Source organism: Vibrio sp. NFR, assembly GCF_027587095.1.
Lineage (GTDB): Bacteria > Pseudomonadota > Gammaproteobacteria > Enterobacterales > Vibrionaceae > Vibrio > Vibrio harveyi.
On record NZ_JAPPTN010000020.1, the window covers coordinates 15745 to 42518 of the forward strand.

At 45.2% G+C, this 26774-nt stretch carries 30 protein-coding genes; 20 read left to right on the top strand and 10 right to left on the bottom strand.

Annotated features, from left to right (window positions below; translation table 11 throughout):
• Window positions 1-48 precede the first annotated feature (48 nt).
• Together OH463_RS24645 and OH463_RS24650 are read right to left on the bottom strand one after the other, a co-directional pair.
• The gene (locus tag OH463_RS24645) at window positions 49-645 is read right to left on the bottom strand and encodes a tRNA-uridine aminocarboxypropyltransferase (protein ID WP_269992973.1); all 597 of its coding nucleotides are present in this window, start codon (window positions 643-645) and stop codon (window positions 49-51) included.
• Window positions 645-2195, bottom strand: a complete 1551-nt coding sequence (locus OH463_RS24650; RefSeq protein WP_269992974.1) for a COG3650 family protein — start codon at window positions 2193-2195, stop codon at window positions 645-647. Before OH463_RS24650 ends, OH463_RS24645 begins: the two co-directional genes overlap by 1 nt.
• Before the next feature lie 41 nt (window positions 2196-2236).
• On the opposite strand from OH463_RS24650, the gene OH463_RS24655 reads away from it, so the two are divergent.
• On the top strand, window positions 2237-2707 hold the full coding sequence (locus tag OH463_RS24655) for an EVE domain-containing protein (protein ID WP_005452022.1): 471 nt from the start codon (window positions 2237-2239) through the stop codon (window positions 2705-2707).
• 69 nt (window positions 2708-2776) lie between these two features.
• Here the strand turns inward: OH463_RS24655 and OH463_RS24660 are convergent, their stop codons facing one another.
• Together OH463_RS24660 and OH463_RS24665 are read right to left on the bottom strand one after the other, a co-directional pair.
• Window positions 2777-3601 carry a Cof-type HAD-IIB family hydrolase gene (locus tag OH463_RS24660; protein ID WP_269992976.1) on the bottom strand — a complete coding sequence of 275 codons (825 nt, stop codon included), beginning with the start codon at window positions 3599-3601 and terminating at the stop codon, window positions 2777-2779.
• A gap of 171 nt (window positions 3602-3772) precedes the next feature.
• On the bottom strand, window positions 3773-4762 hold the full coding sequence (locus OH463_RS24665; protein WP_005452020.1) for an alpha/beta fold hydrolase: 990 nt from the start codon (window positions 4760-4762) through the stop codon (window positions 3773-3775).
• 65 nt (window positions 4763-4827) lie between these two features.
• On the opposite strand from OH463_RS24665, the gene rhtB reads away from it, so the two are divergent.
• The 6 genes from rhtB (at window position 4828) to arsJ (ending at window position 10143) form a co-directional block, all read left to right on the top strand.
• A complete protein-coding gene (gene rhtB, locus OH463_RS24670; protein ID WP_005452019.1) occupies window positions 4828-5442 on the top strand; it encodes a homoserine/homoserine lactone efflux protein in 615 nt (204 codons plus the stop codon).
• A 28-nt stretch (window positions 5443-5470) separates the two neighbouring features.
• A complete protein-coding gene (locus tag OH463_RS24675; RefSeq protein ID WP_005452018.1) occupies window positions 5471-6694 on the top strand; it encodes an EAL and HDOD domain-containing protein in 1224 nt (407 codons plus the stop codon).
• Window positions 6695-6796: 102 nt separating this feature from the next.
• Complete coding sequence (locus OH463_RS24680; RefSeq protein WP_005452016.1) at window positions 6797-7132, top strand: metalloregulator ArsR/SmtB family transcription factor; 336 nt, start codon at window positions 6797-6799, stop codon at window positions 7130-7132.
• A gap of 27 nt (window positions 7133-7159) precedes the next feature.
• A complete protein-coding gene (locus tag OH463_RS24685) occupies window positions 7160-8161 on the top strand; it encodes an ArsJ-associated glyceraldehyde-3-phosphate dehydrogenase (protein WP_005430364.1) in 1002 nt (333 codons plus the stop codon).
• Window positions 8162-8172: 11 nt separating this feature from the next.
• On the top strand, window positions 8173-8667 hold the full coding sequence (locus tag OH463_RS24690; RefSeq protein WP_199479281.1) for a cyclin-dependent kinase inhibitor 3 family protein: 495 nt from the start codon (window positions 8173-8175) through the stop codon (window positions 8665-8667).
• Window positions 8668-8925: 258 nt separating this feature from the next.
• Window positions 8926-10143 carry an organoarsenical effux MFS transporter ArsJ gene (gene arsJ / locus OH463_RS24695; RefSeq protein ID WP_033007896.1) on the top strand — a complete coding sequence of 406 codons (1218 nt, stop codon included), beginning with the start codon at window positions 8926-8928 and terminating at the stop codon, window positions 10141-10143.
• Between the two features lie 89 nt (window positions 10144-10232).
• On the opposite strand, the gene OH463_RS24700 is transcribed toward arsJ, so the two are convergent.
• Window positions 10233-10613 (bottom strand): cystatin domain-containing protein, encoded by a 381-nt coding sequence (locus OH463_RS24700; RefSeq protein ID WP_009695940.1) that lies wholly within the window; start codon window positions 10611-10613, stop codon window positions 10233-10235.
• Between the two features lie 250 nt (window positions 10614-10863).
• Between OH463_RS24700 and OH463_RS24705 the strand changes: the two genes are divergently transcribed.
• Window positions 10864-11877 carry an acyltransferase gene (locus tag OH463_RS24705; protein ID WP_009695939.1) on the top strand — a complete coding sequence of 338 codons (1014 nt, stop codon included), beginning with the start codon at window positions 10864-10866 and terminating at the stop codon, window positions 11875-11877.
• A 1-nt stretch (window position 11878) separates the two neighbouring features.
• On the opposite strand, the gene OH463_RS24710 is transcribed toward OH463_RS24705, so the two are convergent.
• Entirely contained in the window at window positions 11879-12208 is a 330-nt protein-coding gene (locus OH463_RS24710; RefSeq protein WP_009695938.1) for a DUF2500 domain-containing protein, read from the bottom strand.
• A 241-nt stretch (window positions 12209-12449) separates the two neighbouring features.
• On the opposite strand from OH463_RS24710, the gene OH463_RS24715 reads away from it, so the two are divergent.
• The 4 genes from OH463_RS24715 (at window position 12450) to OH463_RS24730 (ending at window position 15444) form a co-directional block, all read left to right on the top strand.
• The gene (locus tag OH463_RS24715; protein WP_005430355.1) at window positions 12450-12815 is read left to right on the top strand and encodes a hypothetical protein; all 366 of its coding nucleotides are present in this window, start codon (window positions 12450-12452) and stop codon (window positions 12813-12815) included.
• Between the two features lie 1020 nt (window positions 12816-13835).
• On the top strand, window positions 13836-14456 hold the full coding sequence (locus OH463_RS24720) for a lysoplasmalogenase (protein WP_009695934.1): 621 nt from the start codon (window positions 13836-13838) through the stop codon (window positions 14454-14456).
• 69 nt (window positions 14457-14525) lie between these two features.
• The gene (locus tag OH463_RS24725; RefSeq protein WP_005452009.1) at window positions 14526-14747 is read left to right on the top strand and encodes a YecH family metal-binding protein; all 222 of its coding nucleotides are present in this window, start codon (window positions 14526-14528) and stop codon (window positions 14745-14747) included.
• Between the two features lie 112 nt (window positions 14748-14859).
• The gene (locus OH463_RS24730; RefSeq protein WP_005452008.1) at window positions 14860-15444 is read left to right on the top strand and encodes a YhgN family NAAT transporter; all 585 of its coding nucleotides are present in this window, start codon (window positions 14860-14862) and stop codon (window positions 15442-15444) included.
• Window positions 15445-15509: 65 nt separating this feature from the next.
• Here the strand turns inward: OH463_RS24730 and OH463_RS24735 are convergent, their stop codons facing one another.
• Both OH463_RS24735 and rsmD read right to left on the bottom strand, forming a co-directional pair.
• Window positions 15510-15776, bottom strand: a complete 267-nt coding sequence (locus OH463_RS24735) for a DUF1145 domain-containing protein (RefSeq protein WP_005438504.1) — start codon at window positions 15774-15776, stop codon at window positions 15510-15512.
• 25 nt (window positions 15777-15801) lie between these two features.
• A complete protein-coding gene (rsmD, locus tag OH463_RS24740) occupies window positions 15802-16401 on the bottom strand; it encodes a 16S rRNA (guanine(966)-N(2))-methyltransferase RsmD (RefSeq protein ID WP_005452007.1) in 600 nt (199 codons plus the stop codon).
• A 223-nt stretch (window positions 16402-16624) separates the two neighbouring features.
• On the opposite strand from rsmD, the gene ftsY reads away from it, so the two are divergent.
• The 6 genes from ftsY to glpG all read left to right on the top strand — a co-directional run bounded on the left by ftsY (window position 16625) and on the right by glpG (window position 22138).
• On the top strand, window positions 16625-17875 hold the full coding sequence (ftsY, locus tag OH463_RS24745; protein WP_069218949.1) for a signal recognition particle-docking protein FtsY: 1251 nt from the start codon (window positions 16625-16627) through the stop codon (window positions 17873-17875).
• 22 nt (window positions 17876-17897) lie between these two features.
• Window positions 17898-18572 (top strand): cell division ATP-binding protein FtsE, encoded by a 675-nt coding sequence (ftsE, locus tag OH463_RS24750; protein ID WP_005452005.1) that lies wholly within the window; start codon window positions 17898-17900, stop codon window positions 18570-18572.
• Window positions 18562-19530: a permease-like cell division protein FtsX gene (gene ftsX / locus OH463_RS24755; RefSeq protein WP_053049954.1), complete on the top strand. Its 969-nt coding sequence runs from the start codon at window positions 18562-18564 to the stop codon at window positions 19528-19530. The genes ftsE and ftsX overlap by 11 nt, the downstream gene beginning before the upstream one ends.
• Window positions 19531-19705: 175 nt before the next feature.
• Window positions 19706-20563 (top strand): RNA polymerase sigma factor RpoH, encoded by an 858-nt coding sequence (rpoH, locus tag OH463_RS24760; RefSeq protein WP_005452003.1) that lies wholly within the window; start codon window positions 19706-19708, stop codon window positions 20561-20563.
• A gap of 412 nt (window positions 20564-20975) precedes the next feature.
• A complete protein-coding gene (gene glpE, locus OH463_RS24765; protein ID WP_005452002.1) occupies window positions 20976-21296 on the top strand; it encodes a thiosulfate sulfurtransferase GlpE in 321 nt (106 codons plus the stop codon).
• Window positions 21296-22138 carry a rhomboid family intramembrane serine protease GlpG gene (gene glpG / locus OH463_RS24770; RefSeq protein ID WP_005451997.1) on the top strand — a complete coding sequence of 281 codons (843 nt, stop codon included), beginning with the start codon at window positions 21296-21298 and terminating at the stop codon, window positions 22136-22138. The genes glpE and glpG overlap by 1 nt, the downstream gene beginning before the upstream one ends.
• Window positions 22139-22241: 103 nt before the next feature.
• On the opposite strand, the gene OH463_RS24775 is transcribed toward glpG, so the two are convergent.
• Complete coding sequence (locus tag OH463_RS24775) at window positions 22242-22652, bottom strand: flagellar basal body-associated protein FliL (protein ID WP_005451996.1); 411 nt, start codon at window positions 22650-22652, stop codon at window positions 22242-22244.
• 153 nt (window positions 22653-22805) lie between these two features.
• Here OH463_RS24775 and OH463_RS24780 point away from each other — a divergent pair, with 153 nt between their 5' ends.
• Together OH463_RS24780 and ubiA are read left to right on the top strand one after the other, a co-directional pair.
• Window positions 22806-23345 carry a chorismate lyase gene (locus tag OH463_RS24780; protein ID WP_009695930.1) on the top strand — a complete coding sequence of 180 codons (540 nt, stop codon included), beginning with the start codon at window positions 22806-22808 and terminating at the stop codon, window positions 23343-23345.
• Window positions 23346-24200 carry a 4-hydroxybenzoate octaprenyltransferase gene (gene ubiA / locus OH463_RS24785; protein WP_005451994.1) on the top strand — a complete coding sequence of 285 codons (855 nt, stop codon included), beginning with the start codon at window positions 23346-23348 and terminating at the stop codon, window positions 24198-24200.
• A gap of 84 nt (window positions 24201-24284) precedes the next feature.
• Here ubiA and plsB read toward each other — a convergent pair whose 3' ends face one another.
• Complete coding sequence (gene plsB, locus OH463_RS24790) at window positions 24285-26711, bottom strand: glycerol-3-phosphate 1-O-acyltransferase PlsB (RefSeq protein WP_269992986.1); 2427 nt, start codon at window positions 26709-26711, stop codon at window positions 24285-24287.
• Between the last annotated feature and the right edge of the window lie 63 nt (window positions 26712-26774).

Sequence of the window (26774 nt, forward strand, 5' to 3'; positions counted from 1 at the left end):
AATAAAAAACGCAGCGTTAGAGCTGCGTTTTTTTGATTCTTAAGAATGTTAGGCATTGAACTCGTGACCACTTTTCTCAGCTTGGAAACGAGGAGGGTATTGCTCGAAGAAGTTCAGCATCTGTTGCTGGTTTTGCTCTTCACCAAGTTGTCCGAGCAATTGGGCAGCTACTTCAAAGGTACATAGATTACCTTCTTGCTGGTTGCGACGCAGTTGATATTGGGAATCGGCTTGAGTGGTTAAGCCCATCATCGTGACGCCTTCTAGCCAACGGCTTTTATTGATCATCTTGCGCGCCTCTTGCCAAGTTGCATCAAGAATGATGTACAACGGTTGTCTGTTTTGCTCGGTACTTTGTTGCTGTACTTGTTCAAGCGTTAGGCTTTCTTCACTTGGGAATAGCAGTACTGGCAGCAGGCTTGGATTAGCTAACGTTTCTAATAGCTCCGCTGGTGGCGTTTTACGATCCCAAACGACTTGAGTGACATTCAGTTGGCACTGGGCGAGCAGTTTGCCAGTGTTGGTATCGCGCGTCAGTTCATTGGGGTGCATTAGTAGTATCAGTGTATGTTCACTGCTCAACTTCGGCAGCAGTGAACAGATGCAGTTGAACTGGAAGCCACAATGTGGACAAGGCTGCGCCATTACAAGCGCACTCCATCACGAACAGGGCTGATACCATCTGAGAACAGACGCACGCTGCTGACTTGTTCTTTGCTCGCTTTTGGTGCCAAGCTTGGGTTGATTGGGTAACTTACGCCTGTGTATTGCATCACGTGTTGTCCCGGTGTTGCACCACCGCCGCTGACATTGAAAATCAGGTCACGCCAACCGTGTGAGGTTTGTTGACCAAGCATAATTGGGCTTTGCACTAGCGTCATACGGCTATTGAAACGCCACTCTTTCTCGTGGTTTTCGAATATCAGCAGAGTACAACCGCCAGAGCCACACCAATCAAGTTGCACCAGTAATTCTTCATCACCATCGCCATTCAGATCATAGGTCAGCCAACGGTATTGGTTATTGCTTGGGTTGGTTTGATTAATGAAAAAGTAGTTACGTACCGCCGCATCCACTTTCGAATTAAATTCGGCACTGGATGGAATGTCCGCAGCTGCAATTGGCGCACTACCGCGTTCAGGCGCTTCTTGCTCAATGCCTGAGTTACGCACTGTTGCTGGGTATAGCACTAAGCCGCCATCGGCAATGGGATAAACCAAATTGCCCACTTTCTCTTTGACTGCTTTCAACTGGTTGCCTTCGCGAGTAAATAGGCGCTCGGTCATTAAGCGTTGTTGCTGGTGGTAAGTCATCAATACTTGTACTTGCGATGGGCTCAGTTGTTGCCAGTAGCCGCGTTCAATCAATGGCGGTTGTCCGTCTGAATAGCTGTATTTGGTGATGGCACTGTGGTCGCTGTTGAGTGTCATTTGCACTTCGAAGCCTTGTGACTGGGTCGACGTCGCGACGTAAGTGTTCACCCATTCTAATGTTGAATCTACGTTGGCTGTCATACCACAGCCTTGATAGGTTTTATCGCCATGCTCTAGTGTTGCTTTCCAGCCGTAGAGAGAGTTGCTCATGGTGTCTGAACACAAGTTCTCGGTCATGCGCAGTTCACCGTCATCCAACTGGTAAGTACGCTGACGAGGTTGCAGTTTGCTGCTTTTAATCTCGAGTGTTTGTGTCGACTTGCCCATTTGCTGGAACTTGAGCGTATTGCCTTCAAAGTTGGCAGCCCACGAAGGTTCATTACCAAATACGCGAGTGGGTTTACTGGTTTGTTTGCAGCGATGCGGATTTTCTGTGGTGAGGAAGTTCACCTGCTCAACCACAAAGTTAGCATCGAAATCTGCAGAGAAACCGTCGATGCCCGGCGGGTTGAGATGACCAATCACTTCACCATACATGGTTTGATAAGGTTCATTGGTGATGGCTACTGCACGTTGGATTTGTTGCGGTGACAGTTGCAGCCAGTATTGTTTGTCGCTGCCACAAGGTGTGATGTACTGGCTTTCATGCCCAATCACTACTTCACCACGCAGCATAAAGGTTTGAGGTAAGATGGTTTCCGGCTTATCTAAGGATGCAGGCGGAGTGGTTGGGGTGTCTGCATCGGACTGCTGCGGTTGCATGCTACATGCTTGCAGGACCAGCAGTGTGGCTAATGCCACTGGGTTTTTCAAAGCCTTCATGTTATATCTTCCTCATTACTTAATCTGCATCGGATGGCATTATGGCATATTGGTTATTTAAAACAGAACCAGATACCTTTTCTATTGACACGCTTCGAACCCAAAAGGTTTCATGTTGGGAGGGAGTTCGTAATTATCAGGCGCGTAATATGATGCGTGACCAAGTCAAATTGGGTGATTTGGTGCTGATTTACCATTCCTCTTGCAAGAACGTGGGTGTGGCTGGTATTGCCAAAGTGACCCGTGAAGCGTATCCCGATCACTTCCAGTTTGACCTTGAGAGCGATTATTACGACCCGAAATCCGACCCAGAAAATCCGCGTTGGATTATGGTGGATATTGAGTTTGTGCGTAAGACTGAACGCTTGATTCCGTTGTCGGTCATGAAGGCGATGCCAGAACTAGAAAACATGCCATTGGTGAAACGCGGCAATCGCTTATCGATCATGCCTGTGAGCGAAGAAGAGTGGCAAGCAATCCTCGGCAAAGAGAAGTTGCCGAGTCAGCGATAAAAGAAAAGGGCTGCATAGTGCAGCCCTTTGTGATTTTGCCGATAACCTGTTGTTGATAGCCAATACAGGTTATAGCAGATGATCTTGTAGGTAGTGTGCAACCGCATCGTCGACGTTGCTGCCGATTACTTCATTGTTTGGTAGTGCTTTCATCACTTTCTCGTGAGATGTGCCCATCACCAATCCTTTACCCGCCATAGATAGCATTTCTACGTCGTTCATGCCATCACCAAAGGCGATGGTGTTTTCCAATGTTAGCCCAATAGACTCCGCAACTGCCTTCAACGCATCACCTTTAGACACACCAGCGCTCATCACTTCCAAACACCAAGGTGTTGAGAATGCGATGTTTAGTCGATCGCCAAATTGCTCACGTAACTTAGTTTCGAAGGTCACAAGATGGTCGTGATCTTTTGTTGGGTGAGTGAAGAAGATTTTCGCAATGCCATCAGTTGGTGCGTTGTCTTGATCGTACAACTTATAAGTGAACTCTTCATGGAATTCGCGTAACTCATCGTCATCTTTGTTCAACAACCAGTCGTCGTTTTGATACATGTGGATAAGTATTTCAGGATCCGTTTTGATCGTGTCGATCACTGGTTGAACCAAATCTTCAGGTACGTTCTGGCTGTACATCTCTTGATCATTCTGGTCGTGCACACGTGCTCCGTTCGAAGTAATCATATAAGCCGGAATACCTACCGTGCGACGAATGCTTGCGACGTCTACGTGGTGGCGACCCGTTGCAAAGACAAATGTGTAGCCTTGTTCATGCAGCGCTTTGAGCGTCTCTTTCGAGTAAGCGCTTAGCTGGTGGTTTGGTGCGAGTAAAGTGCCATCCAGATCTGAGGCAACGATTTTAGTGATCTCTTTGCAAGGTAGCGATGTGCTCATGAAGCCCTCGTAAACGGTTCGGATAGAGTAGAACAGGTTGATTGCACACGGAGCGCAGTAGATTGACTAGATCGTACTGCTCCGAGTGCGGGGAACATGATGAAGTCTACGCCAAAATAAGGAGGAAAAAGAGGGTAAATCGCTGAGCTCGTATTTCCTCTTTAATCTGATTTATTGGCTGTGCTCACGCATGAAGGCAAAAACCGCATCAAGTGCTTGGTTGCGATACTGGTCTTTTTCAAACAAGATTTCGTGCTCTGCGCCAGCAATAGAAACTAGGCTGGCATTGGGGTTAGTCTTACTTAGCTTATCGATAAAGCGTTGCTGCGCGGCGTTACTCACGATGCGATCGTTACCTGATTGAACCAATAAAACCGGAACTTTAATTTGGCGTGTCAGCAAAATACATTGCTTGGCTGCCATCAAGCCTTGCCATACCCAGCGTGTGCTTGGACCGCCCACTTGTAGCTCTGGTTTATCGCGGTATAAACCACGGAACCAGTGATAACGATCGTAGCTTTGGCTAAGTGGGTTATCTTCAAACGGCTTTGGGTAGTATTCCTTATGACCTGGCGCATAGCTTGGTTGCGGGGAAACCGCTGCAAGGATTTGCGTGACTGGAATCGCGATAGGGCTGAGATACCAAGGAAGGTTGATACCAAACATCGGAGCACTCAGAATCAAACCGTCAAAGTTGTGGTCTGGGTGAGTTTGCAGGTAACGTGTTGCAATTGCACCGCCCATCGAGTGGGAAATGACAAAGCGCTGCTGGTATCCACTCAAATTGAGTTGCTGCAGTACCAATTCCATATCGTCAATATAATCATTAAAGTCATAGACGTGACCCATGTCTGAGTCTGGTAGCAGACGATCTGATAAACCTTGTCCTCGGTGGTCAAACGAATACACGTCATAACCTTGTCGATATAGGTCGTAGAACAGTTCTTGGTATTTCCAGGAGGCTTCAATGCGACCGTTGACGATCAGTACGGCTTTGGTGTGTTCGGGATTGGTGAGTTTGCACCAGTAGATTTTCTTTTTCTCTGTCCCTTTTACAAAGCCTTCTTGGCGTTCTTGCCAAAGTGCTGCGATCGGACCACCTATTGCTTGCTCAAATAAGGTCTCTTGAGTATAAGTCAAAGGTGAATGGTTAATAGCCATTAGTCGATTACCTGAAGATACGTTGTTTACGCGATGTATCATCGAAGAATTATTGAGGAAATGCAATGGATACCCATGTTTGGTTAGCCTATGTGGTAACTGCAATCGTTTTTAGTCTGGCTCCGGGATCTGGCACCGTCAACTCAATCAGTAATGGTTTGAGTTACGGCACGCGCAAATCATTGGGTGCTATCGTTGGTTTACAGATTGGTTTGGCAATTCATATTGCTTTGGTTGGCGCTGGCATTGGTGCTTTAGTCGCGCAATCGGCAACGGCATTTACTGTGATCAAATGGGTTGGTGCAGCTTACCTTGTGTGGCTCGGCATTCAAAAGTGGCGTGATACATCCGGCTTGGTTGCGACCGAAAGTCACCAAACCATGTCAGGTACTTCTCTGTTGTACAAAGCCATTCTTATCAACCTGACTAACCCGAAATCGATCGTATTCTTGGTGGCACTGTTTCCACAATTTATCGATCCAGCGAAAGACCAACTAACTCAGCTGTTGGTATTGGGCGTGACGACGGTGACCATTGACGCGTTTGTGATGCTGGGCTACACCAGTTTGGCCGCACAAATGGGACGCTTTATTCGCTCAGATAAGATCATGGGCAAAATTAATAAAGTATTCGGTTCAATGTTCATGGGATGTGGTGCATTATTAGCGGCAGCTAAGTAACAAGTTATAAAAAGCACAATAATTTCGAATGAAAAACGCATATGTCGCCCGCCAGCCAATCTTTAACCGTAAAAGACAGACGCTGGGATATGAGTTGTTGTTCCGCGATGGTGAAAGTAATGCCTATCCTGCGCACATCGATTCAAACAGGGCGACATACCGATTGATAGTAGAGAACTTTCTCTCTGTCGGAACCAATCCTCTGATTGCATCTTCACGATGCTTCATCAATTTCCCTCACCAAAGTTTGCTGCGTCGGCTGCCAAGAAGCTTGCCGAAAAACAAAATCGTGGTTGAGGTACTCGAAACCTGCCAACCAACCGATGAGCTGCTTGAAGCCATTCGCGAACTGTACCGTGAAGGCTATTTGATCGCGCTTGATGACTTCACGTTGACTGACGAATGGCGTCGTTTCTTACCGTATGTCCATATCGTGAAACTCGATATCATGGCGATGGGGCTAAAAAAGGCATGCGACTTAGTTAAGAAGCACACTAAAAAGCGCACCAAATACCATTTCTTAGCTGAGCGAGTAGAAACCGAAGCTGAGTTTGAAGCGACCAAAGAGGCAGGCTTTAAATTCTTCCAAGGCTACTTCTTCAGCAAGCCTGAAGTGATGCAGACTAAATACGTGAGTCCCGAGCAAGTGTTGGCGCTCAAGCTATTTCGAGAAGTGTGTGTCCCCGATCCAGATTTTGACCGGATTGAAAACATCATTACTCAAGATGTCACGCTGTCGTACAAGTTACTGCGTTTTGTGAATACACAATCGACCACGTTAGAAGTGACCATCACTTCATTCCGCCAAGCTTTGATTTATCTTGGACAAGAAAAGCTCAAAATGTTTGTCTCACTGGTGGTTGCGTCATATATCTCCGGGCAGAAGCCGCGCGAGTTGTACAACTTATCTTTGCAACGCGCTCAATTCTGCGAAGCTATGTCGCGCTATCAACCTTTTGCACATCTCAACGAGCAGGGTTTTATGGTTGGCTTGTTATCGATTCTCGACGCCATGCTTGATTTGTCTGTGGAATCTTTAGTGGGACAGCTGCCTTTAAGTCCTTCCGTGCAGCAAGCCTTGTTGCATCGCCAAGGTGAATACGGCGCGTTGTTGGCAATTGAGGAGTGCTACGAACGTGCCGATTGGGCAGGCGTTGAGCAATTCTCCCAGCAACTCGGACTTTCTGTGGATGATGTTAAGTCTGAACTTGGCGAAGCCGTTCGCTGGAGCCAGACCTTTTCTGGCGCCTAATCTGATCAAATATTAAACTTTTATTACAGTCGAGCACGATCGCTTGACGTTATTCTATTTTTAAATAACTATATACGCATATCCATATATAGGTATGTAAATATGCTTCCACATCAGTTTTTCAAACTTCTTTCCGACGAGACTCGTGTGCGTTGCTTAATGCTGGTGGTTCGTGAAGGGGAAACTTGTGTTGGTGATTTAGCCCATGCGCTACAACAAAGCCAACCAAAGATTTCTCGCCATCTGGCTCAGCTAAGATCAAATGGTATTTTGGTTGATAAACGTCAGGGGCAATGGGTGTACTACGAGCTGTCAGATCAATTACCGGGATGGATGCAAAAATTGATTGATGACTTGGTAGCCTCGAACTGCTTGAAGCAAGAGTACCAAGAAGATATTTCACGTTTGCACGACAAAGCTCGCGCAGCGTGCTGTTAACCAGCGAAAGCTTAAAGGTAGAAGATTATGACGATTAAAGTAGGTATTAACGGTTTCGGTCGAATTGGTCGTTTGGCATTACGCGCAGCGTTTGATTGGCCAGAACTAGAGTTCGTACACATCAACGATGTAGCGGGTGATGCGGCGACTCTGGGTCACTTACTTGAGTTCGATTCAGTTCAAGGTCGTTGGAACCATGCAGTGCAAGTTGAAGGCACAGACATGGTGATCAACGGTAAGCGCATCACGACTTCACAAGAGCGTGATATCGATGCTGTGAACTGGGGTCAATGTGATGTTGTGATTGAAGCAACGGGCGTTCATCGCAAAACCTCATTCCTAAACAAATACCTAGAGCAAGGCGTAAAACGTGTTGTTGTTAGCGCACCAGTAAAAGAAGACGGCGTAGCTAACATCGTAGTGGGTGTGAACGACCACATCTTCGACCCTGCGCAGCACCGCATCGTAACCGCAGCGTCTTGTACAACGAACTGTATTGCACCTGTTGTGAAAGTGATTCACGAAAAACTGGGCATTGAACAATCGTCATTCACAACGATTCACGATTTAACTAACACACAAACGATTCTGGATGCGCCGCACAAAGACCTACGTCGTGCACGTGCGTGTGGCATGAGCCTAATCCCAACCACAACGGGCAGTGCAAAAGCGATTGTTGAAATCTTCCCTGAGTTGAAAGACAAGATTAACGGTCACGCGGTTCGTGTTCCTCTGGCAAACGCCTCACTCACTGACATTATTTTTGATGTGAAACGTGATACCACAGCAGAAGAGGTTAACGCATTACTGAAAGAAGCTTCTGAAGGCGAGCTAAAAGGCATCCTTGGCTTTGAAGAGCGCCCATTGGTTTCTATTGATTACAAAGGCGACCAACGTTCAACGATCGTTGATGCGCAATCAACCATGGTAGTAGGTTCTCGTATGGTGAAGATTTACGCTTGGTACGATAACGAAATGGGTTACGCGACGCGTACTGCAGAATTGGTTCGTAACGTTGGTATGGCATAAGGAGCTTTAAGATGTCTCATCCTACTTGGCAATTAGATTTAGAAGCGGGCGCGTTGGTACTGACTCCATGTCCAGGCACCAAAGGTGTTGAACTGCAAGCTTCGCTAGAGCAGCTAAAAGCGCAAGGCGTAGAAGCAATTGTTACTGCTCTTGATAATGCTGAATTAGCAGCAAAAGACGTGTCTGCGTTGGGCGAATTAACCCAACAATTGGGCATGAAATGGTTCCAAATTGAGATTGAAGATGACTGTGCTCCGGACGAAGAGTTCGCTGTAAAATGGTCACAAGCGAGTCCTGAACTGCACGCGATTCTAGCTCAAGGTGGTAAGGTTGCAATGCACTGCATGGGTGGCTCTGGTCGCACAGGTTTGTTCGCTGCACACCTATTGCTAGAGAAAGATTGGGCGCTAGAAGACATCGTGCGTGAAGTGCAAGCGCTACGTCCTGGTGCTTTCACAAAGCCTGTACAAGTTGAGTACATCGAGCGTGTAGCTCAAAACGCTTGATCAGCTTATAGGGCTTTTGGTACATCATGATCCAAAAGCCCTCTTTATGCCGTAATGGCTTACCAATTTATGTGATTCTTGTTTATTGGTTTTATATTTAACTTATTGTTTGTTAATGAATAATATTTAGATATCTCATCAGTTCTTGTTTCACTATTTAGCGCCAGTATTGAGATGACTCAATGCTGGTGTTCAGGTCATAGAGCATTTGGAACATCATGATCTAAATACTCTAAATGCTGTACATCTGAGGTCGTTATGATTTCAAAACTAAGCAAAAGTATCCGTCAGTATATGCTTGTGACGTTCAACTATTGGAACTTTACCGTGACGGATGGTGCACTACGTATGCTGGTGGTGCTTTACTTCCATGACTTAGGTTACTCAAGCTTAGCCATTGCTTCGCTGTTCCTTTTCTATGAATTTTTTGGCGTAGTGACCAACTTGGTTGGCGGCTGGCTAGGTGCTCGACTTGGTTTGAACAAAACCATGAACGTCGGCTTAGGGATGCAGATTTTCGCCTTGCTGATGCTGGCAGTGCCCAATGCTTGGTTGACCATTCCTTGGGTAATGGCTGCGCAGGCAATTTCGGGTATTGCCAAAGACTTAAATAAGATGAGTGCCAAGAGCGCGATCAAAACTTTAGTGCCAGACGAGCAACAAGGTGCACTTTATAAGTGGGTTGCGATCTTAACGGGCTCGAAGAATGCACTGAAAGGTGCGGGTTTCTTTGTTGGTGGTTTATTGCTATCAGCGTTTGGTTTCCAAACTTCGATGATCATCATGGCAAGTGTGTTGGCGATTGTCTTCGTGTGCAGTTTAGTTTGGTTAGAAGCGGATATGGGTAAGGCGAAGAGCAAACCTAAATTTCGTCAGATTTTCTCTAAGTCAGAATCGGTGAACATCCTTTCTGCAGCGCGTATGTTCCTATTTGGTGCTCGTGATGTGTGGTTTGTTGTTGCACTGCCGATTTACCTTGGCAGCGTATTTGGTTGGGATCACCTGATGGTAGGCGGCTTCCTGGCAGCTTGGGTGATTGCTTACGGATTCGTTCAAGGCTTTGCACCTCGTATTACCGGTAAAGCGCAAGGTCGAGTGCCAGATGGCAGCGCGGCATTAATTTGGGCTGGTATCCTTGCTGTTATCACTGGTGCAATTGCTTACGGCGTGCAGATTGGCTGGCAACCAGAGCTTGTTATTGTGGTGGGCTTGATGATTTTTGGTGCCGTATTTGCGGTGAACTCATCTTTGCACTCTTATCTAATCGTCAGCTACGCAAAAGGCGACGGTGTTTCATTGGATGTCGGTTTCTACTACATGGCGAATGCGATGGGACGTTTGATCGGTACGGTTCTTTCTGGTTGGATTTACCAAGAAGCAGGGCTTGCTGCATGTTTGTGGGTGTCCTTTGCCTTCTTAGCGCTGACAACGGCCATTTCTATCAAGCTACCAAAAACCAAAGTAGTTACGGCTTAAATCGATTTACGAGTTAGAAATAAAAATGGCTCCATATTGGGAGCCATTTTTGTATTTACGATTCAGTATCGCAAATCAGTAAATCTTGGTTATGGGCAAAGGCGACCTTGCTGTGCCGGTTGCTTCATTTCCATATCACCTTTTAACGAACGGTAAACGATGGTGTTCCAGACTTCACCATTGTCCATTTCGAATTCAATCGCGTAGTTAATGCCATTCACGACTTGAGTTCGTACGCTCAAGATTTCTTTTAGTTTAGCAGCGGTATTCATCTGCCCAAGAACAAAGTCGAGCGCTTGCTGAGCCTCAGGTGTTACTTCACCTTGTGACCAGCCGCCAGCAAGATTTTCCGTGCTGCAGATAGGGTTCGCTTCCGATTGCGATTGTGTTGGTGCCACGGTCTCTTCCTTTTGATTACATCCAGCTAAAGCCACTACACAAACCAGTGATGCTAATAATGTTTTCTTCATAAAGACCTCTCTTAATAATCTGTCCAGCATCCTAATGGAAAGAAACGGCTAAATCTGTTTCATATCCAAGAAAGCTTAGGGCTGGTGATCCTATTTGTACAATAGGATTTGTCGCTAACTATTGTGCAAATCAATGTTATTAGAGCTTCATAGCTGAGTTAAAAATAAGCAAAAACAGATTGTTAACTATTTAACTGAGCGAAAATTACCCTATGCTATAGACGTGAAGTTACACAAACTAGGAAAGGGTATGAGAGAAAGGGTTCTGTTTTTCGACTTATTACGTTGTGTCGCTGCTGTGGCAGTGATCGCTATTCACGTGTTAGCGCCATATCGTAATGAATTGGGCGTGATTCCATTCGATCAATGGGCGACGGCAGTCGGAGTGAACAGCGTGACGCGTTGGGCGGTGCCAGTGTTTATTTTGATAACTGGTGCATTGATGCTCAGCGATACGCGTCCTTTTGATGCCAAATACTACGTCAAACGACGTTTAGGCAAAGTGCTGGTGCCTTTTTTGGTTTGGTCGATGTTTTACGCGTATTTATCGGGTTGGACAGCGCAAGGTTTTGATTTTGCCACGGTAAAAGAAGTGGTGAGTAACAGTCCGTATCATGCAACTTATTATCACCTTGGTTTTTTCTACTACTTTATTCCACTCTATTTTGTGATTCCGTTGTTTCAATGGATGGTTCGCAATGTCGATGACAACGTTATTTACACCTATTTAGCGTTTTGGTTGTTCACGAGCACCTTATTCCTATTCAAAATTGATGGACCATGGAGTAATCAATATTGGCTTTACATGGGGTATTTACCGTTAGGCTATGTGTTGTTTAAGAAAATTCCACTAAACCGTTCCGTTGTGACGGCGTTTACTGCGTTTGGGTTGGTGGCATTAGCAGTGACGTTTACTATGGTTGTGACCAACAGTTTAGAAGCAGACAAATACACAGTAGGGCGCTGGTTCTCATACAAAACATTGAATGTGATTCTCGCAGCATCGATGATTTTTATGTTGTGTCGTTACTTTGGAGAGGGCTTGGCACCGAAAGCACAAAAAGTGGTGAGTTTTATAAGTCAGCACAGTTTAGGTATTTATCTTCTTCACCCAATCTTCTTATGGCCGATGAAAGCATTCGGTTGGTATCAAGGTCACCCTGCATGGGTGATTCCTGTGTGGATTGTATTGAGTGGTGCTGGAGCCTTGGCGATGAGCTATTTGTTCTCCAAGTCCGCCAAGACTCGCTGGTTGCTACCGTAGATTAGCGCTTTAAGGCGAAATGTAAGAACTTATCGCCACGGTAAGTCAGTGTGCCTTTATCACCCGGATTGAGTGCGTGGTAATAGTGCACACCGATTTGAAATTCGCGTTTTGGTCCAATCGAACCGCGTTGTACATAAATCCAATATTCTTGATCGTCTTGACCTGGCTCTGCATCCGGTACTTCTATTGCTTGTTTGTCTAAGATGGTCACTTGAGCACTTTGCTCAGGTGCATCTTCGCCAAAGTAATGTTTGCTGTAGAAGCGGAAAAACGCCCATGCGCCGAGCGCAATCAGAGCGAACAAAGCCAAAATAAGTGAGATTGGCATGATAACCTCCAATGTTTCATTGGCACCTATTTTACAGAACTCCCTGATTAAACTATGAGTTGAGATAAATTATTCGTGATCTAGTAAAAGCGTCGTAGATTTTATTCGGCGCACTTCACATTTTATATGCGTTCAAGAGCACAATTTAAAAGGAAATTTGCACCTTTTGGCTCGAAAAAGTTCTAAATTTATAGAAGAATGAAATGACTGACGAAGGAAGGGTCAAGTAAGGAGGGTTACGATGTCAGATATTGAGAAAGTAGTCATGCGTACCCGAACGATCGAGAAACTTCTGCGTACGCAATACCACGCGGAAGGGAAAGGGTTACATCAGCTTATCACTAGTTGTGAAGAGCGCTTGCCGCATGACGTTGTTGCTAAGTTGCGGTTTATTGCGACCGTAAGAAACAAGGTTGTTCACGAAGAGGATTACAAGCTGGACGATCGAAAAGGTTTCTTAGCTGCGTGCGATGCATGCGAAAAGGAGCTGACACCACGAAGTTCACGCTTTATTTGGCGAGCGGCGATTTTGTTAATGGCCTTGATTACGCTCGCTGCACTTGGTTTCTACTACATGCATTGGGACATTCTGGTTAAGCATTTGTAGACGATAAAATTTGAATAATAAAAAAGGGACGCGAAAGCGTCCCTTTTTTATTTTAAACAGTAACTTAGTACATCATTGGCAGTGTCATTAAACCAACAACCACTGCAATCATTACCAGCCCTTGTTTTTGAGAAGAAGAAATCATAACACTACCCCTAAAATCATTGATGAACTCGATGTAAATAATATAGCACTGTTTTTGAGCTTTGATCAACTTCAAAGCGGAAAAGTTTTCAAAACTCGCACTTAACTTAAGTGTTTTTACCCTAAATTGACTAATAAAACTGTGTTTTTTGTGCTGTTCTTTAAGTGTTCGACTTGTTGTTTTTCTCTTCTTTTTGTCTTTAAGTATATGATTTTAATGTGTTAAATATGAGTAATCTTATGATGAAATAGTGTTTCTTGTCTGGGTGGTGATGTTGGTTGGCTATTTTTGCTGAATTTCTCAAAAGTTGAGAAAATTAGGTTTTGTGCTAATGAAGTGAACACTTATGGACGTCTATTTCGTCTTATTTTTCCTATCTAATGAGAAAACTACAGTATCAAAAGGCTTTAGCTATAATCTACAATAGCTAAGGTTAGGTTTTTATCGCTTTTGTTGACTATTCTTTTTTATATCATGTGGTTAGGTGTGGTTGTTTGAACTTTTAACCTGAGGTTTTACTACTCTGGTAGTTACGAGTCTTGTTATGGAACGGTGTTTTTAGCTTTCTGAGTGGTCAGAGGTGGTGGATTTGGTTTTTGTGTCGGTTATTTATCCATAACGGTTGCATGGCGAACAAATTGGCGGTTTGTTTTTCAATTTATTGAAAGTCAGCGAATTTATTTCGCTGCCGTTGCTTGCTTTCACTAAATCATTCACCTCAATGATTGCGAGAAAAACGATAACCATTAATTGAGTAAGTTGCGGCTACAAAATGTTGCGATTCGCTATCGAGATCCAACTTTCACTGATTGCATCTTTACATCAAGATTGGTCTACCTAGACTAGCGGCGAGATTACGTGAAAGGTGTATCGGCATGTGGAGTTGGTTAGCGATAGGGCTATCGGGGATGTATTCCGTGTTGGGGGCGAAACAAGCCAATCCAACGCAGTCTCTCACATTTAAAATCTTTACTCTGCTATTGCTGCTGATTTTGGCACTGACCGAAGGTTCTTCAGCACCACACACATATTGGATCGTTGGTGGTTTAGTGGTTTCGATGTTTGCTGACACTCTTCATTCATTTAAATCTCGCAAACCTCTTTATTTCGCGGGTTATCTCCTAGCACAAATTTGCTATAGCAAATCATTTTGGGTTCAGCTCAATGGTGACATCGTTTGGTGGTTGTTAGCTCTGCTTCTCGCAGCAAGTATCGTCGCGTTTTTCCTACTATTGCCACAATTGGATTCCATGGTCTTTCCGGTCGTGATTATGGGCATTATGCTGGTTCAACTGGCTTGGGCTGCGGGAGAGGTGTGGTTACAAGTGCCGAGCTTTGCTAGTGCGCTCGGGTTTAGCGGCACCTTAGTGATGATTTATTCCGCCTTAGCTTATGCAATACATGGTTATCGTAAGCCGATGAAACGCGCCTATGTCTGGGTGAGTGGCAGCTACTTTTTTGCTCATGCGTTAATTGTTGCCTCTATCATTTACTAACTCAGGTCAAAGTACCTCGTCTTTTTTTCAGTAAACTGGACGAATTCAACTTGATGACCGGAGTCAATAATGACTGAAATTCATGCTCACAATCTACTGAACCTACTTCGTGAAACCCCAATGAACCGTGATGAGCTTGCGGGTCACTTTGGTTCTGAGGCACGCTTTCATACCTGTAAGCTGAATGATCTAGACTTAGATGCATTGCTAGAGTTTTTGCTAAAGCGAGAAAAAGTACGCGAGCTAGAAGGTAAGTTTGTCGTAAACATGGCGCGCGTTTGCAATCACTAAGCGGCGGTTAAGCGTTGTTCTGTGAAGGCGATAAATGCATTTCGCCTTCAAACATATATTCATGTAGTCACTTTGTTATACTGGCCGCCAATTTTCCTGTCGAGGTCAGAACATGGACATTCTTTCTGCAGCGACCATGCTGTTTCTTATTATGGACCCGCTCGGCAATTTGCCGATTGTGCTATCCATTCTCAAACATCTCGATGCAAAGCGTCGTCGCAAAGTACTGATCCGTGAGTTAGTGTTTGCCTTGATGATTTTGATGCTGTTCTTATTTGCAGGGCAGAGCATCATGAGCTTCCTTCATGTTCAGCCTGAAACCTTGAGTATTTCTGGTGGTATCATTCTGTTTATCATCGCCATTAAGATGATTTTCCCAAGTGCTGGCAGCATTACTGGATTGGCTGCCGGCGAAGAGCCGTTTATTGTACCAATGGCTATCCCGATGATTGCGGGACCTTCGGTGATTGCAGCGCTGCTTTTACTTTCTTCTCAGCATCCCGATAAGATTATGGAGCTGTCTGCCGCCGTGTTAATTGCTTGGGGCGCGACTTTCTTTATTTTGATGTTCTACAGCTTCTTCCACCGTATCCTAGGAGAGCGTGGCTTAAAAGCCGTTGAGCGATTGATGGGACTACTGCTAGTGATGATATCTACCCAAATGTTCCTTGATGGGGTGAAGAGCTACATGGGCTGAGCCATTACCGAGATGATAAATACAAAAAAGCCGCTCTTATGAGCGGCTTTCGTTTATCTGTCTTATTACATCATGTGCTTACGACGAATATCGAGCAGAGCAAAAATACCAAAAATCAAAATGGAGTACTTTTCCCATGCGCTCATCTTAATCTTGTCGCCAAATGCACCAATGAAGATCGCCATTTGCAAACCGTGCATGATGAACAAGAATGCGGTCATGATGTACAACGCAATCGCTGCTTTGCCAGGGAATGGCATAAAGAAGTTGAGGATCAACACGAACCAGACAAAGGCGATGGCCGCTTTAGCCAGTATCAATAATGCTTTCATTTAACTATCCTTTTAAATCGAGGCTTTAAGCTGGTGAGCGTTCGTATAAACGGTAGCTCACTTGACCTGCGGTTTTCTCACGGTGTAGGTGCCAGCTCTCTGGTAGCCCAGCAATGTTCAGCTCTTTTTCAGTTTCAATATAAATCATCGCATCTTCAGCAAGCCAGCCGTTTTGCTCTAGCAAGGTCACGGTTTCATCCAATAATCCTTTGCGGAATGGCGGATCGATGAATACTACGTGGTGAGGTGTCCCTGGTTGCTGCAAAAAGCTAATTGCATCAGTGTTAACTACTTGAATGTTGTTGGCATTCAAGGAAGTTACGTTCTTTTGCAGTTGCTGAAATGCTTGTGGATTTAGCTCAATCATAGTTACTTGGTCAGCTTGGCGTGAAGCTGATTCAAAGCCTAAACCGCCTGAGCCCGCAAACAAGTCGAGACACTTCGCCTGCGGTACATCTTGAGCTAACCAGTTAAACAGGGTTTCTTTTACGCGATCCGTGGTTGGGCGTAAGCCCTCTGCATCATGAACAGGGAGCTTTCTACCTCTCCATAACCCACTAATAATGCGTACAAAGCCCGTTGTTGGCGTTTTTTGTGATGAGTTTTGCTGGCGACGTCTTACCATAGATTTTTTGACCGCTAATAAAGTGATACTATACCCAATCGCCCAAGCTTTGAGCTTGGATACAGCCCAGAATATTCAAGATGACAGAGTGTAACACTAATAAGATTAGATTTACCTAATTGGAAAGTTTTCACAACTTTGTCATTCGCCTTTTCTGTAAAGTTAATATTCTTGTCAGAAAAGAGTCATTAATAGATAAGAAGACAATCTAGGATAGCCCCAGATGACGGAAAAAAAGAAGCGCGGATTACTTTCGTGGCTAGGTTTTGGTGATGAAGAGCAAAGCCAAAAACCGACAACTGAAGAATCAGTAAAAGAAGAAGCAGCGGAAGCTCCTGCCGCCGAGCAACAACCAACAGAAGACGTTGCCGAGCAAGCAGAAGAAAAAACAGCGGTTGAAGCGGAGCCGGAGAAAGCCGAGGCTGCCCCAGCAGAAGCAGAAGCAGAAGCAGAAGCAGAAGCAGAAGCAGAAGCAGAAGCAGAAGCAGAAGCAGAAGCAGAAGAGCCACAAGTACCAGTTGCACCTCGCGTTCAAGAACAAGAAAAACCAACCGAGAGCTTCTTTGCTCGCCTGAAGCGTAGCCTAAGCCGCACAAAAGCAAACATCGGTGCGGGTTTCTTTGGTTTGTTCAGCGGTAAGAAGATCGATGATGACCTTTTCGAAGAGCTAGAAGAACAACTGTTGATTGCTGATGTAGGCATGGAAACCACCACAAAAATCATCAACAATCTGACTGAAAAAGCCTCTCGCGGTGATCTTAAAGATGGTGAAGCACTTTACGGCCTGCTGAAAGAAGAGATGGCAGAAATCCTTGCGAAAGTAGAACAGCCTCTCGAAATCGACAGCAGCAAAACCCCTTACGTTATCTTAATGGTTGGCGTGAACGGTGTCGGTAAAACCACCACAATAGGTAAGCTGGCGAAGCAATTCCAAAACCAAGGTAAGAAAGTCATGCTTGCGGCGGGTGATACCTTCCGTGCGGCAGCGGTTGAGCAGCTACAAGTATGGGGTGAGCGTAACAACGTTCCTGTGATTGCTCAGCATACTGGCGCGGACAGTGCCTCGGTTATCTATGATGCGATTGAAGCGGCAAAAGCGCGTGGCGTCGATGTCGTGATTGCCGATACTGCAGGTCGTCTACAAAACAAAGCGAATCTAATGGAAGAGCTGCGTAAGATTGTACGTGTAATGAAGAAGATTGATGACTCAGCGCCACACGAGATCATGCTGACGCTAGATGCAGGCACAGGTCAAAATGCAATTAGCCAAGCGAAACTTTTCAGTGATGTTGCCCCTCTAACCGGGATTACATTGACTAAGCTGGATGGTACAGCGAAAGGTGGCGTGATCTTCGCTATCGCTGATCAGTTCGAAATCCCAATTCGCTACATTGGTGTAGGCGAAGGCATCGAAGACTTGCGTCCATTTGAAACTCAAGAGTTCATTGACGCTCTGTTTAGTCGTGAAGAGTAACAAGAGTTAGAGGAAATCAACGGTGATCAAATTTCAGCAAGTGAGCAAAGCTTACCGAGGTGGTCGACAAGCCTTACAGAAAGTCGATTTTCACCTTCGACGCGGAGAAATGGCGTTTTTAGGTGGGCATTCCGGAGCAGGTAAAAGTACCTTGTTGAAACTGATATGTGCGATAGAGCGACCAACCGATGGCAAAATCCATTTCAATGGTCACGATATCACTCGTATTCCAAACAAAGACATTCCCTTCTTGCGTCGCAATATCGGGATTGTTTTCCAAGATCACCGTCTATTGATGGATCGCAGTGTGTTCGACAACGTTGCACTGCCGATGCGCATCGAATCGATTTCTGAAAACGAAATCAAACGCCGTGTTTCTGCGGCGTTGGATAAAACGGGCTTGTTAGATAAAGCCCGTTGTTTGCCAAGTCAACTTTCGGGTGGTGAACAACAACGTGTTGGTATTGCACGCGCTGTCGTAAACCGACCAACTCTATTGGTGGCCGATGAGCCAACTGGTAACCTTGATCCAGAGCTGTCTAACCGTGTGTTACGATTGTTTGAAGAATTTAACCGTGCTGGCGTAACGATTCTCCTTGCGACGCACGATATCGGGTTAGTAAACACTCGCCCACAATATCGCCATTTTGAATTGAACCAAGGCTTCCTAAGTGAGGTAGAAGACTATGGTAGGTAACAAGCGCACCCAGAAGAAAGGGAAAGGTCGCAGTGCCAAGCGTGCAAATACCGATGGTTTTTTCTCTGTCCATGCAAAACAAGCAAAATCTTCTTTTGGCGCGTTATGGCGTCGTCCTTTAGGTAACATTCTTACCTTAGCTGTTATTTCAGTGGCATTAGCGATGCCAGCTTGCTTGTACTTGCTGGGTAAAAACGTGGCGAGCGCAGCACAAGACGTCGCTTCACCATCGCAAGTTAGTGCTTACTTAGTAGAAGGCATGCCTGATGCGCGTGTGATGGTGTTAAAAGACCAAATCGAAACGTGGTCTTTGGTAAAAGAGGTGGAATATATTTCGCCGCAACAAGGTCTATCTGATTTAAGCCAATACGCTGGCTTTGACCAAGCGTTGAGTCTGTTGAGTGGTTACGCACTACCAGGCGTGTTGGTGATCACACCAGATTCAGAAGTAAAGAGTGATATTCAGTCGATAGCCAAGCAAGTCCGTGAGCAACAAGACGTTACTGACGTTAGGCTCGATGAAGATTGGCTGGCGCGTCTTGATGCCATAAAAACCCTTGCTGGTATTATTGTCATCACCCTGACAATACTGATGTTAGGTGCTGTATTTTTAATCGTCGGCAATACATTGCGCTTTAATGTGCTGGCGAACAAAGAAGAGATTCAAACCATGAAGCTGATTGGTGCGACCGACGGTTTCATTCTGCGTCCTTACCTGTACACGGGTATGTGGTTCGGTGTGCTGGGGGCGAGCATTGCTTGGTTAGTCACCGCATTGATTACTGTGGTGATGAACAATGCCGTTGAGCAATTGGCTTCACTATACGACAGTCAGTTCCGTTTGATTGGTCTGAGTTGGGATGAATCTCTGCTATTAATTATCACTGGTAGTTTGCTGGGTTGTATCGCCGCACGAGTATCCGCGCAGCGTCATCTAAAAGAAATTGAACCAGTTTAGGTGATAAAGGTCTTATACTTGGAATTTATTAGCACAAGCTAATTTTTACCTCTTGTTTAGACAATTTGTTTATGGATAATTACTCGCCCTTCTTGAAACTTGTTCATTTTAAGTTCAAGATGGCCAAGCTAAATTGCAATGTAATGCTCCAGATCAGAGATTGATGAGGAATTGAATGACAAAAGAAGCGTATCCGATGGCTCTAGTCACGCAAGATAGCCTTGATAGCTATATCCGTTCTGTAAACAGCTACCCAATGCTAACTGCAGACGAAGAGCGTGAGCTTGCAGAACGATTACACTACAAGGGTGAAATTGACGCGGCGAAAGGCCTTATCTTGTCACACCTACGATTCGTTGTTCACGTTGCTCGTGGCTACTCAGGCTACGGTTTGCCAATGGCAGATCTAGTACAAGAGGGCAACATCGGTCTTATGAAAGCGGTTAAGCGTTTTAACCCTGAAGTGGGTGTACGTTTGGTTTCTTTCGCTGTTCACTGGATCAAAGCTGAAATCCATGAATACGTATTGCGTAACTGGCGTATTGTTAAGATCGCGACAACCAAAGCGCAACGTAAGCTGTTCTTCAATCTACGTAAGTCGAAAAAGCGTCTAGGTTGGTTCAACAACGGTGAAGTTGAAACCGTAGCTCGTGAGCTAGGTGTCGAGCCTTCAGAAGTACGTGAAATGGAATCGCGTCTAGCGGCAGTGGACTCAACGTTCGATATGCCAATGGATGACGATGACAATGTAAACTCGTACACAGCGCCAATGTTGTACCTAGAGGACAAATCGTCTGATGTAGCAGATAATATTGAAGCTGCTAACTGGGAAACGCATACTAATAATCGTTTAGGCCACGCTCTTGCGAGTTTGGATGAGCGTAGTCAACGTATTGTCCGTTCTCGTTGGTTGGATGACGAGAAAGCAACACTTCAAGATCTAGCGGATGAGTTTGGTGTATCTGCCGAGCGTATTCGTCAGTTAGAAAAGAACGCGATGAAGAAACTGAAACTTGCTGTCGGTGAGTTCTAACTTTCGCTTCTAATCTAAAGTAAGATTTTCATAGAAAGCCGAGATCATGTGATCTCGGCTTTTTTGTTTTCGATCGAAAATCGATAGTGTTTGCGATCTAATTTATCTGTGCTACCTGTGTATAACTCTGTGAAGTAATTATTCATCAACTGTTCGAAAGCCGGACTAAATAAGGCTTAGGCGTGGTTTTTCACTTGGGGATAGTTGTAAATATACACACAGTTAGATCAAGATCATTACTACATCTTGTGGATCAAATGATCCAAATATACTTTATCAACGCAATTCACAGATTTATCCACAAACGGTGCGAATGTGTACAGCTTTCAATGACCTGACTATCTCTGTGTCTAAGTTTGGCTTTGGATAGGTTACAATGGCGTCAATAACGAAAACGACATAGAGAAAGTAAATGGACCAGTTTCAACATATCGATGTTCAAGGCGCTCAGGCATTGCTCGAACAAGGTGAAGCAAAACTTGTAGATATTCGTGACCCTCAATCTTTTGCTGTCGCGCATGCAGAATCCGCTTTTCATCTGACTAATGATTCGATCGTTCCTTTCATGGACGATGTGGAATTCGAACAACCAATCCTAGTGATGTGTTACCACGGCATCAGTAGCCAAGGTGCGGCACAATATTTGGTTAACCAAGGCTTCGAACAGGTGTACAGTGTGGATGGCGGCTTTGAAGCCTGGCAACGAGCAGAACTACCGATAGTGAGAAGTTAATGAAGAGATTGGTAACGTTAAATAATCCACGTATGGCGCAAGCCTTCATTGATTACATGGCATCACGCAAGATTGATATTCAGATGATGCCGGAAGGTGAAGGACAGTTTGCACTTTGGCTGACGGATGCGCAGCATGAAATTGAAGTCGAAGCCGAGCTAAAACAATTCTTAGCCAATCCATCAGCGTCGAAATATAGCGCCGCTTCGTGGGACGTTGCCGATACTCGTAAGAGCAAATTTCATTATTCCAGCCCGAGCATTATGGGTATGGTGAAAGCTAAGGCGGGCCCAGTGACCTTGCTGATCATGGTTGTCTGTGCCGTTATCTACTTTTTGCAGATGTTCGGCTTTGGTGATGGTGTGTTTGCTTTATTGCATTTTCCTGCGTTCGAAGGGCAGCAATGGCAGCTCTGGCGCTGGGTTAGCCATGCGTTATTGCACTTCTCTGTTACCCATATTGTGTTCAACCTCTTGTGGTGGTGGCAATTGGGAGGTGATATCGAGCGCCGTTTAAGCTCTGGAAAGTTACTGCAAATCTTCCTTATTTCTGCAGCGCTCTCCGGCGCGGGTCAGTTTTATGTTGAAGGAGCAAACTTCGGCGGTTTATCTGGTGTGGTTTATGCGCTACTTGGTTACTTGTGGATCCTTGGTTACCGTTGTCCACATCTTGGCTTAACACTTCCTAAACCTATTATTGGCTTTATGCTGGTGTGGTTGGTTCTTGGCTATGTTCAACCATTTATGGCGATTGCCAACACGGCCCACTTAGTTGGCTTACTTTCTGGTATGGCGATAGCGTTGTTTGATTCTGGTAAACAGAAATACCAACAAACCTCCTAAGTTAATGATTTACAGACACCAACAAAAAGACCACCAATCGGTGGTCTTTTGTTTATCTGTCTTTCGTTTAATAGGAGCAGCTCGTCAGCTTTAACTGTTCATATTATTGGTAAAGGTATTTGGTAAACAGCAAATCAGCGATGATGGTTTTACCCGTCTCTGGCAGTAGGGTTTCATTGAGTTCTTTCACCAACGTTTTGCGCAGATCCTCACGACCAGATAAAGACTTAATCGTATCTTCTGTTTGTTTACCCAATAGTTCAATCACCGCATCTCGGATTAATGGTTGGTGGTGTTCGACAACGGCGAGGTCTTGCTGACTCATCACCATGATATCGATACGCACCTGTACATAACCCAGTTTATTACCCTTGGTATAGAAGTTCGTAGTTAAATCGGGTTCGAGCGTAAAGTAGGCTAACTTAGGTGCTGCCTCTTCAGATTCAGCCCAACTCGGTGCTGAAATAAGCAGACTTAGCGCGAAAATAATTTGGGCTATATAACGTTTGTACATATTTCTAACTTTTCTTTCTCTGGATCGCGATATTCGAATCGCTTCAGTCTTGATACAATAGACCGTCTATAACAAATAACGGAACTTACAGTTTCAATAAGACGGTAAGTTGTTGCTTTATTGTACGCATAAAGCCTCCAATTGAATACTAGTATGAATCAGCCGACATCACTCTATCTTACTTCTTTATTGGAAGTAGAGTGGCAAAACCCCGAAGATTTTGAATTCCCTAACGAATTCGCCAAGCATTGGCTTGAAGAAAAGGGCTCTTTGTCACGTCGTTTAGGTCAGCACTGCCAACGCTTAACAGTGGAATTGCTGCACAATCAGATCGTCACTGCCAAGACGTTAAAACAGGATGAGAGCCAGCTATTGTCTGAGCAAGATTGCCTACTGAGAGAGGTGATTTTATGTGGCGACAATACAGATTGGGTCATTGGACGCACGCTCATTCCTCGTTCAACCTTGGTCGATCAACAGTATGACTTAGCCCAGCAAGGAGATATTCCGCTGGGCTTAACTGTGTTCAGCGCCGATAACGTTGAACGCGATGCTCTGCAAATGGGATGGGTTAATTTGCCACAGGGGCGCCTTTTAGCGCGACGCTCAAGACTGTGGATGAATCACAAACCCATGCTGGTTGCTGAGCTATTCTTACCCAATTCACCAGTTTACGCTAAGGAGAAGGTGTAAATGTCCGCAGAAAAAGCCAAAGCATATTGGCAACTGATGCGAATGGATCGCCCAATTGGCTCACTCTTGTTATTGTGGCCGACGGTTTGGGCACTTGTAATTGCCGCCCAAGGCATGCCAAGTTGGAATGTACTCATCGTGTTTGTGTTAGGTGTATTCCTAATGCGAAGCGCCGGTTGTGTGATTAACGATTTTGCTGACCGTAAAGTTGATGGTCATGTGAAACGTACCAAGCAGCGCCCTTTACCCTCAGGTAAAGTGACCTCGAAAGAAGCGATTGGTCTGTTTTTAGTTCTAGGTATCAGCTCTTTCTTATTGGTGCTGACCATGAACCCGCTGACGATCAAGCTCTCCTTTGCTGGTATCTTTTTAGCGTTCATTTATCCATTTATGAAGCGTTACACCCATTTGCCTCAGCTGTTTTTAGGTTTAGCTTTTAGTTGGGCGATTCCGATGGCATGGGCAGCACAAACAGGCGAATTGCCTTGGATTGTGTGGTTTGTGTTTGTGATTAACGCTTTGTGGACCATTGCCTACGATACTCAATACGCGATGGTCGACCGCGATGATGATTTAAAGATTGGTATCAAATCAACGGCTATCTTGTTCGGGCGTCACGATAAGCTGGTGATTGGTGTTCTGCAGTTGATTACCTTGGCGATGTTAGTGTTGCTTGGTCAACATTACGAACTTGGGCAAAGCTACTATTGGACGATTTTGGTTGCGGCTTCTTTGTTTGTATACCAGCAACACTTGATTCGCCACCGAGAGCGCGACTTGTGCTTCAGAGCCTTTCTTAACAACAACTATGTGGGAATGGTGATTGCGGTCGGTCTGTTTATCGCTTTCTGGTAACTCAGTACAAACGTTCAGATAGAAAAAGGCATCCAATTGGATGCCTTTTATGTTTTGTCGAGATGAATATCGAGCTTAAGCCAATTATGCTTGCAGCTGGTGGATACTCTCTTCGATGGTCAATTTCACTTCTGGGTAGAGCAAAGCAAAGAGTAGTTTGGCAAATTGCTGTGTCTTCTCAAGATCGCAGTTGCCGTCGCTATCTAGGTATTGTTGCTCTTTCAACGAATTGAACATTGCAGCAAACACACCTTTGTCGAAAAACTCTGGCGCGTTAATACCGTGTAGACGACCCAAACGCTGCGCAATGTCTTGGCTCTGCTGTTCAAGGTCTGATTTACCCAGTTCTTGGTCAGCTACCAGTAAGTTCATCGCGATAGAGTAACGTTGCAGTGTTTCTGTGATAGTACGACCCAACAGAACCAAGGATTGGTTGTTTGACTGGTTAATTTCCAGTTTGTCACCATCTTGGCAAACCATCTTCTGCTCAATGAACTCGTTCAAGATCTTCACGACCAGCTCGTTCAACTCTTCTTCCTTGTAGCTTAGGAACAGCTCTTTTTTCAGGAATGGGTAGATTTGAGCGACGTTTTCTTGAATTTTCTCTATGGTCACGTTGCGCTGACGAATAATCATCTGAGCAATCAATGATGGTAGGGCGAACAGGTGAATGATGTTGTTGCGGTAGTAAGTCATCAGAATCGACTGGCTACGATCCAGCGAAATGATGTCACCCATGGTGTCGGTTTCAATCACAAACTTATCAAGTGAGATAGCGTGATCTACCAACTCTTCAGCCGTTTCTGTTGGAACTGTTGAAGTGTTTGAGTATGGGTTGTTCTTAAGTAGCTTCAGGTAGCATTCAATCTGATTGATCAGAGAGTCACGAGACAATGCACGCTGACGAGACGCCAATAGCGCGGTCGCACATAGAGTTAGCGCGTTAGTCGCTGCCGCATCGTTAATGTGCGTCATCATCTTGTTTGCCAGACCGTTCACCACTGGGTTCATCCATTGTGGCTTGCTGCCGCCCATGCGATCGATGTCTTTCGTCCACTCAGGAGCGTGTTCATTCAGGTATTGGTTTAGCTGAATTGGCTCACCGAAGTTAACGTAACCAAGACCAAAATTGCGCAGCTTACGCAGAGTACGCAGCACAAGACCCGCGTTTTCTTTCTCTTTGCGTGAACCTCGAAGCTCTTTGGCGTAAGTACCTACTTCCATTACGTGCTCGTAACCGATGTAAACAGGCACCAATGTTACTGGACGGTTTAGACCGCGTAGCATGGCTTGAATCGTCATTGCCAACATACCGGTTTTTGCTTGAAGTAGACGACCAGTACGTGAACGACCACCTTCACTGAAGTACTCAACCGAGTAACCTTTAGCAAACAGCTCTGATAGGTACTCACGGAAAATCGTGGAGTACAGCTTGTTGCCTTTAAAGCTACGACGAATAAAGAACGCACCACCACGACGGAAGATTGGACCCGCAGGGAAGAAATTCAGGTTGATACCCGCAGCAATATGCGGTGGCACCATACCTTCATGGTATAGAACGTAAGAAAGCAGTAGGTAGTCCATGTGACTGCGGTGACATGGTACGTACACGATCTCATGACCATCTTGCGCTAGGCGACGAACAGTCGAAGCGTTGTTTATGTGTAGACCTTGGTACAGCTTCGTCCACAACCAGCCAAGAATACGATCGCCGTTTTTAACCAAACCATAAGAGAAGTCCGCTGCAATCTCATCCATGATGTCATGGGCTTCTTTGCGTGCTTTCTCGATAGAAATGTTTTTGCTTTGCGCTTCGTCTTCAATCGCTTTTTCGATTGCTGGCGATTTCATTAAGCGTGCAAACAGCACTTGGCGTTGAGGCAGGTTTGGACCCGATGCCGCGAGCTTCTGACGAGAGAAGTGGATACGTGCAACGCGCGCTAGCTTGTGTGCAATAGCGCTGTCGGTACCGTGAGAGTCTGCCATGTAACGCAGTGAAACCACTGGGCTAAAGCGCACCAAACAGTCACGACCTGCTGCCATTACCGCTTTTGCTTTTTGCGGACCGTTCATTGGTTGCAGGTACGGCTTATGGTTTTCTTCTTTACCTGGCTTACGACCCCAAAGTACGGTCGCTGGAATCATTTGTACGTCTAGCTCGCTATCGAGCTTGTGCAATTCAAGTAAATCAGTAAACAGAGAAACAGACTCACTCGGTACGTCGTTATCATTGCTCATCACCGTTGGACGAGAGGCAATAAACACGTAACGAGTCAGTTTTTTGCCATTGATTTCTAGCGGGCTAAGCGGGTCTGGGAGACCAAGGCTCAAAGCTTGTTTTTGTAGTGTCAGCAAATCCACGTTCGAACGGAACGGTAAGGCGTACACAATCGGTTTCGCTAGGTCGATGTTGAGATCGTCAATCGGATTCGATGGGATTGTGGTGCCCTTTACCATTACCGATAAAGGTAGTTTTAGTAATGAACGTGAAAATGATTGTCCAGAAGACATAAAGTTCACAGCCTCAATAGGTATTCAAACAAGCCTAACCTTATTTCTGCGTCCGCTTTCCCT

Excerpts from the sequence above, each read along its gene's own strand:
- glpE (WP_005452002.1), top strand. The coding sequence starts at position 20,976 with ATGGACCAGTTTCAACATATCGATGTTCAAGGCGCTCAGGCATTGCTC.
- OH463_RS24650 (WP_269992974.1), bottom strand. The coding sequence starts at position 2,195 with ATGAAGGCTTTGAAAAACCCAGTGGCATTAGCCACACTGCTGGTCCTG.
- OH463_RS24720 (WP_009695934.1), top strand. The coding sequence starts at position 13,836 with ATGTGGAGTTGGTTAGCGATAGGGCTATCGGGGATGTATTCCGTGTTG.
- rsmD (WP_005452007.1), bottom strand. The coding sequence starts at position 16,401 with ATGGTAAGACGTCGCCAGCAAAACTCATCACAAAAAACGCCAACAACG.
- OH463_RS24780 (WP_009695930.1), top strand. The coding sequence starts at position 22,806 with ATGAATCAGCCGACATCACTCTATCTTACTTCTTTATTGGAAGTAGAG.
- OH463_RS24700 (WP_009695940.1), bottom strand. The coding sequence starts at position 10,613 with ATGAAGAAAACATTATTAGCATCACTGGTTTGTGTAGTGGCTTTAGCT.
- OH463_RS24735 (WP_005438504.1), bottom strand. The coding sequence starts at position 15,776 with ATGAAAGCATTATTGATACTGGCTAAAGCGGCCATCGCCTTTGTCTGG.
- plsB (WP_269992986.1), bottom strand. The coding sequence starts at position 26,711 with ATGTCTTCTGGACAATCATTTTCACGTTCATTACTAAAACTACCTTTA.
- arsJ (WP_033007896.1), top strand. The coding sequence starts at position 8,926 with ATGATTTCAAAACTAAGCAAAAGTATCCGTCAGTATATGCTTGTGACG.
- OH463_RS24645 (WP_269992973.1), bottom strand. The coding sequence starts at position 645 with ATGGCGCAGCCTTGTCCACATTGTGGCTTCCAGTTCAACTGCATCTGT.
- OH463_RS24710 (WP_009695938.1), bottom strand. The coding sequence starts at position 12,208 with ATGCCAATCTCACTTATTTTGGCTTTGTTCGCTCTGATTGCGCTCGGC.
- OH463_RS24715 (WP_005430355.1), top strand. The coding sequence starts at position 12,450 with ATGTCAGATATTGAGAAAGTAGTCATGCGTACCCGAACGATCGAGAAA.
- rpoH (WP_005452003.1), top strand. The coding sequence starts at position 19,706 with ATGACAAAAGAAGCGTATCCGATGGCTCTAGTCACGCAAGATAGCCTT.
- ftsY (WP_069218949.1), top strand. The coding sequence starts at position 16,625 with ATGACGGAAAAAAAGAAGCGCGGATTACTTTCGTGGCTAGGTTTTGGT.
- OH463_RS24775 (WP_005451996.1), bottom strand. The coding sequence starts at position 22,652 with ATGTACAAACGTTATATAGCCCAAATTATTTTCGCGCTAAGTCTGCTT.
- OH463_RS24680 (WP_005452016.1), top strand. The coding sequence starts at position 6,797 with ATGCTTCCACATCAGTTTTTCAAACTTCTTTCCGACGAGACTCGTGTG.
- OH463_RS24725 (WP_005452009.1), top strand. The coding sequence starts at position 14,526 with ATGACTGAAATTCATGCTCACAATCTACTGAACCTACTTCGTGAAACC.
- OH463_RS24655 (WP_005452022.1), top strand. The coding sequence starts at position 2,237 with ATGGCATATTGGTTATTTAAAACAGAACCAGATACCTTTTCTATTGAC.
- OH463_RS24705 (WP_009695939.1), top strand. The coding sequence starts at position 10,864 with ATGAGAGAAAGGGTTCTGTTTTTCGACTTATTACGTTGTGTCGCTGCT.
- glpG (WP_005451997.1), top strand. The coding sequence starts at position 21,296 with ATGAAGAGATTGGTAACGTTAAATAATCCACGTATGGCGCAAGCCTTC.
- OH463_RS24665 (WP_005452020.1), bottom strand. The coding sequence starts at position 4,762 with ATGGCTATTAACCATTCACCTTTGACTTATACTCAAGAGACCTTATTT.
- OH463_RS24730 (WP_005452008.1), top strand. The coding sequence starts at position 14,860 with ATGGACATTCTTTCTGCAGCGACCATGCTGTTTCTTATTATGGACCCG.
- ftsX (WP_053049954.1), top strand. The coding sequence starts at position 18,562 with ATGGTAGGTAACAAGCGCACCCAGAAGAAAGGGAAAGGTCGCAGTGCC.
- OH463_RS24660 (WP_269992976.1), bottom strand. The coding sequence starts at position 3,601 with ATGAGCACATCGCTACCTTGCAAAGAGATCACTAAAATCGTTGCCTCA.
- ubiA (WP_005451994.1), top strand. The coding sequence starts at position 23,346 with ATGTCCGCAGAAAAAGCCAAAGCATATTGGCAACTGATGCGAATGGAT.
- OH463_RS24675 (WP_005452018.1), top strand. The coding sequence starts at position 5,471 with ATGAAAAACGCATATGTCGCCCGCCAGCCAATCTTTAACCGTAAAAGA.
- OH463_RS24685 (WP_005430364.1), top strand. The coding sequence starts at position 7,160 with ATGACGATTAAAGTAGGTATTAACGGTTTCGGTCGAATTGGTCGTTTG.
- rhtB (WP_005452019.1), top strand. The coding sequence starts at position 4,828 with ATGGATACCCATGTTTGGTTAGCCTATGTGGTAACTGCAATCGTTTTT.
- OH463_RS24690 (WP_199479281.1), top strand. The coding sequence starts at position 8,173 with ATGTCTCATCCTACTTGGCAATTAGATTTAGAAGCGGGCGCGTTGGTA.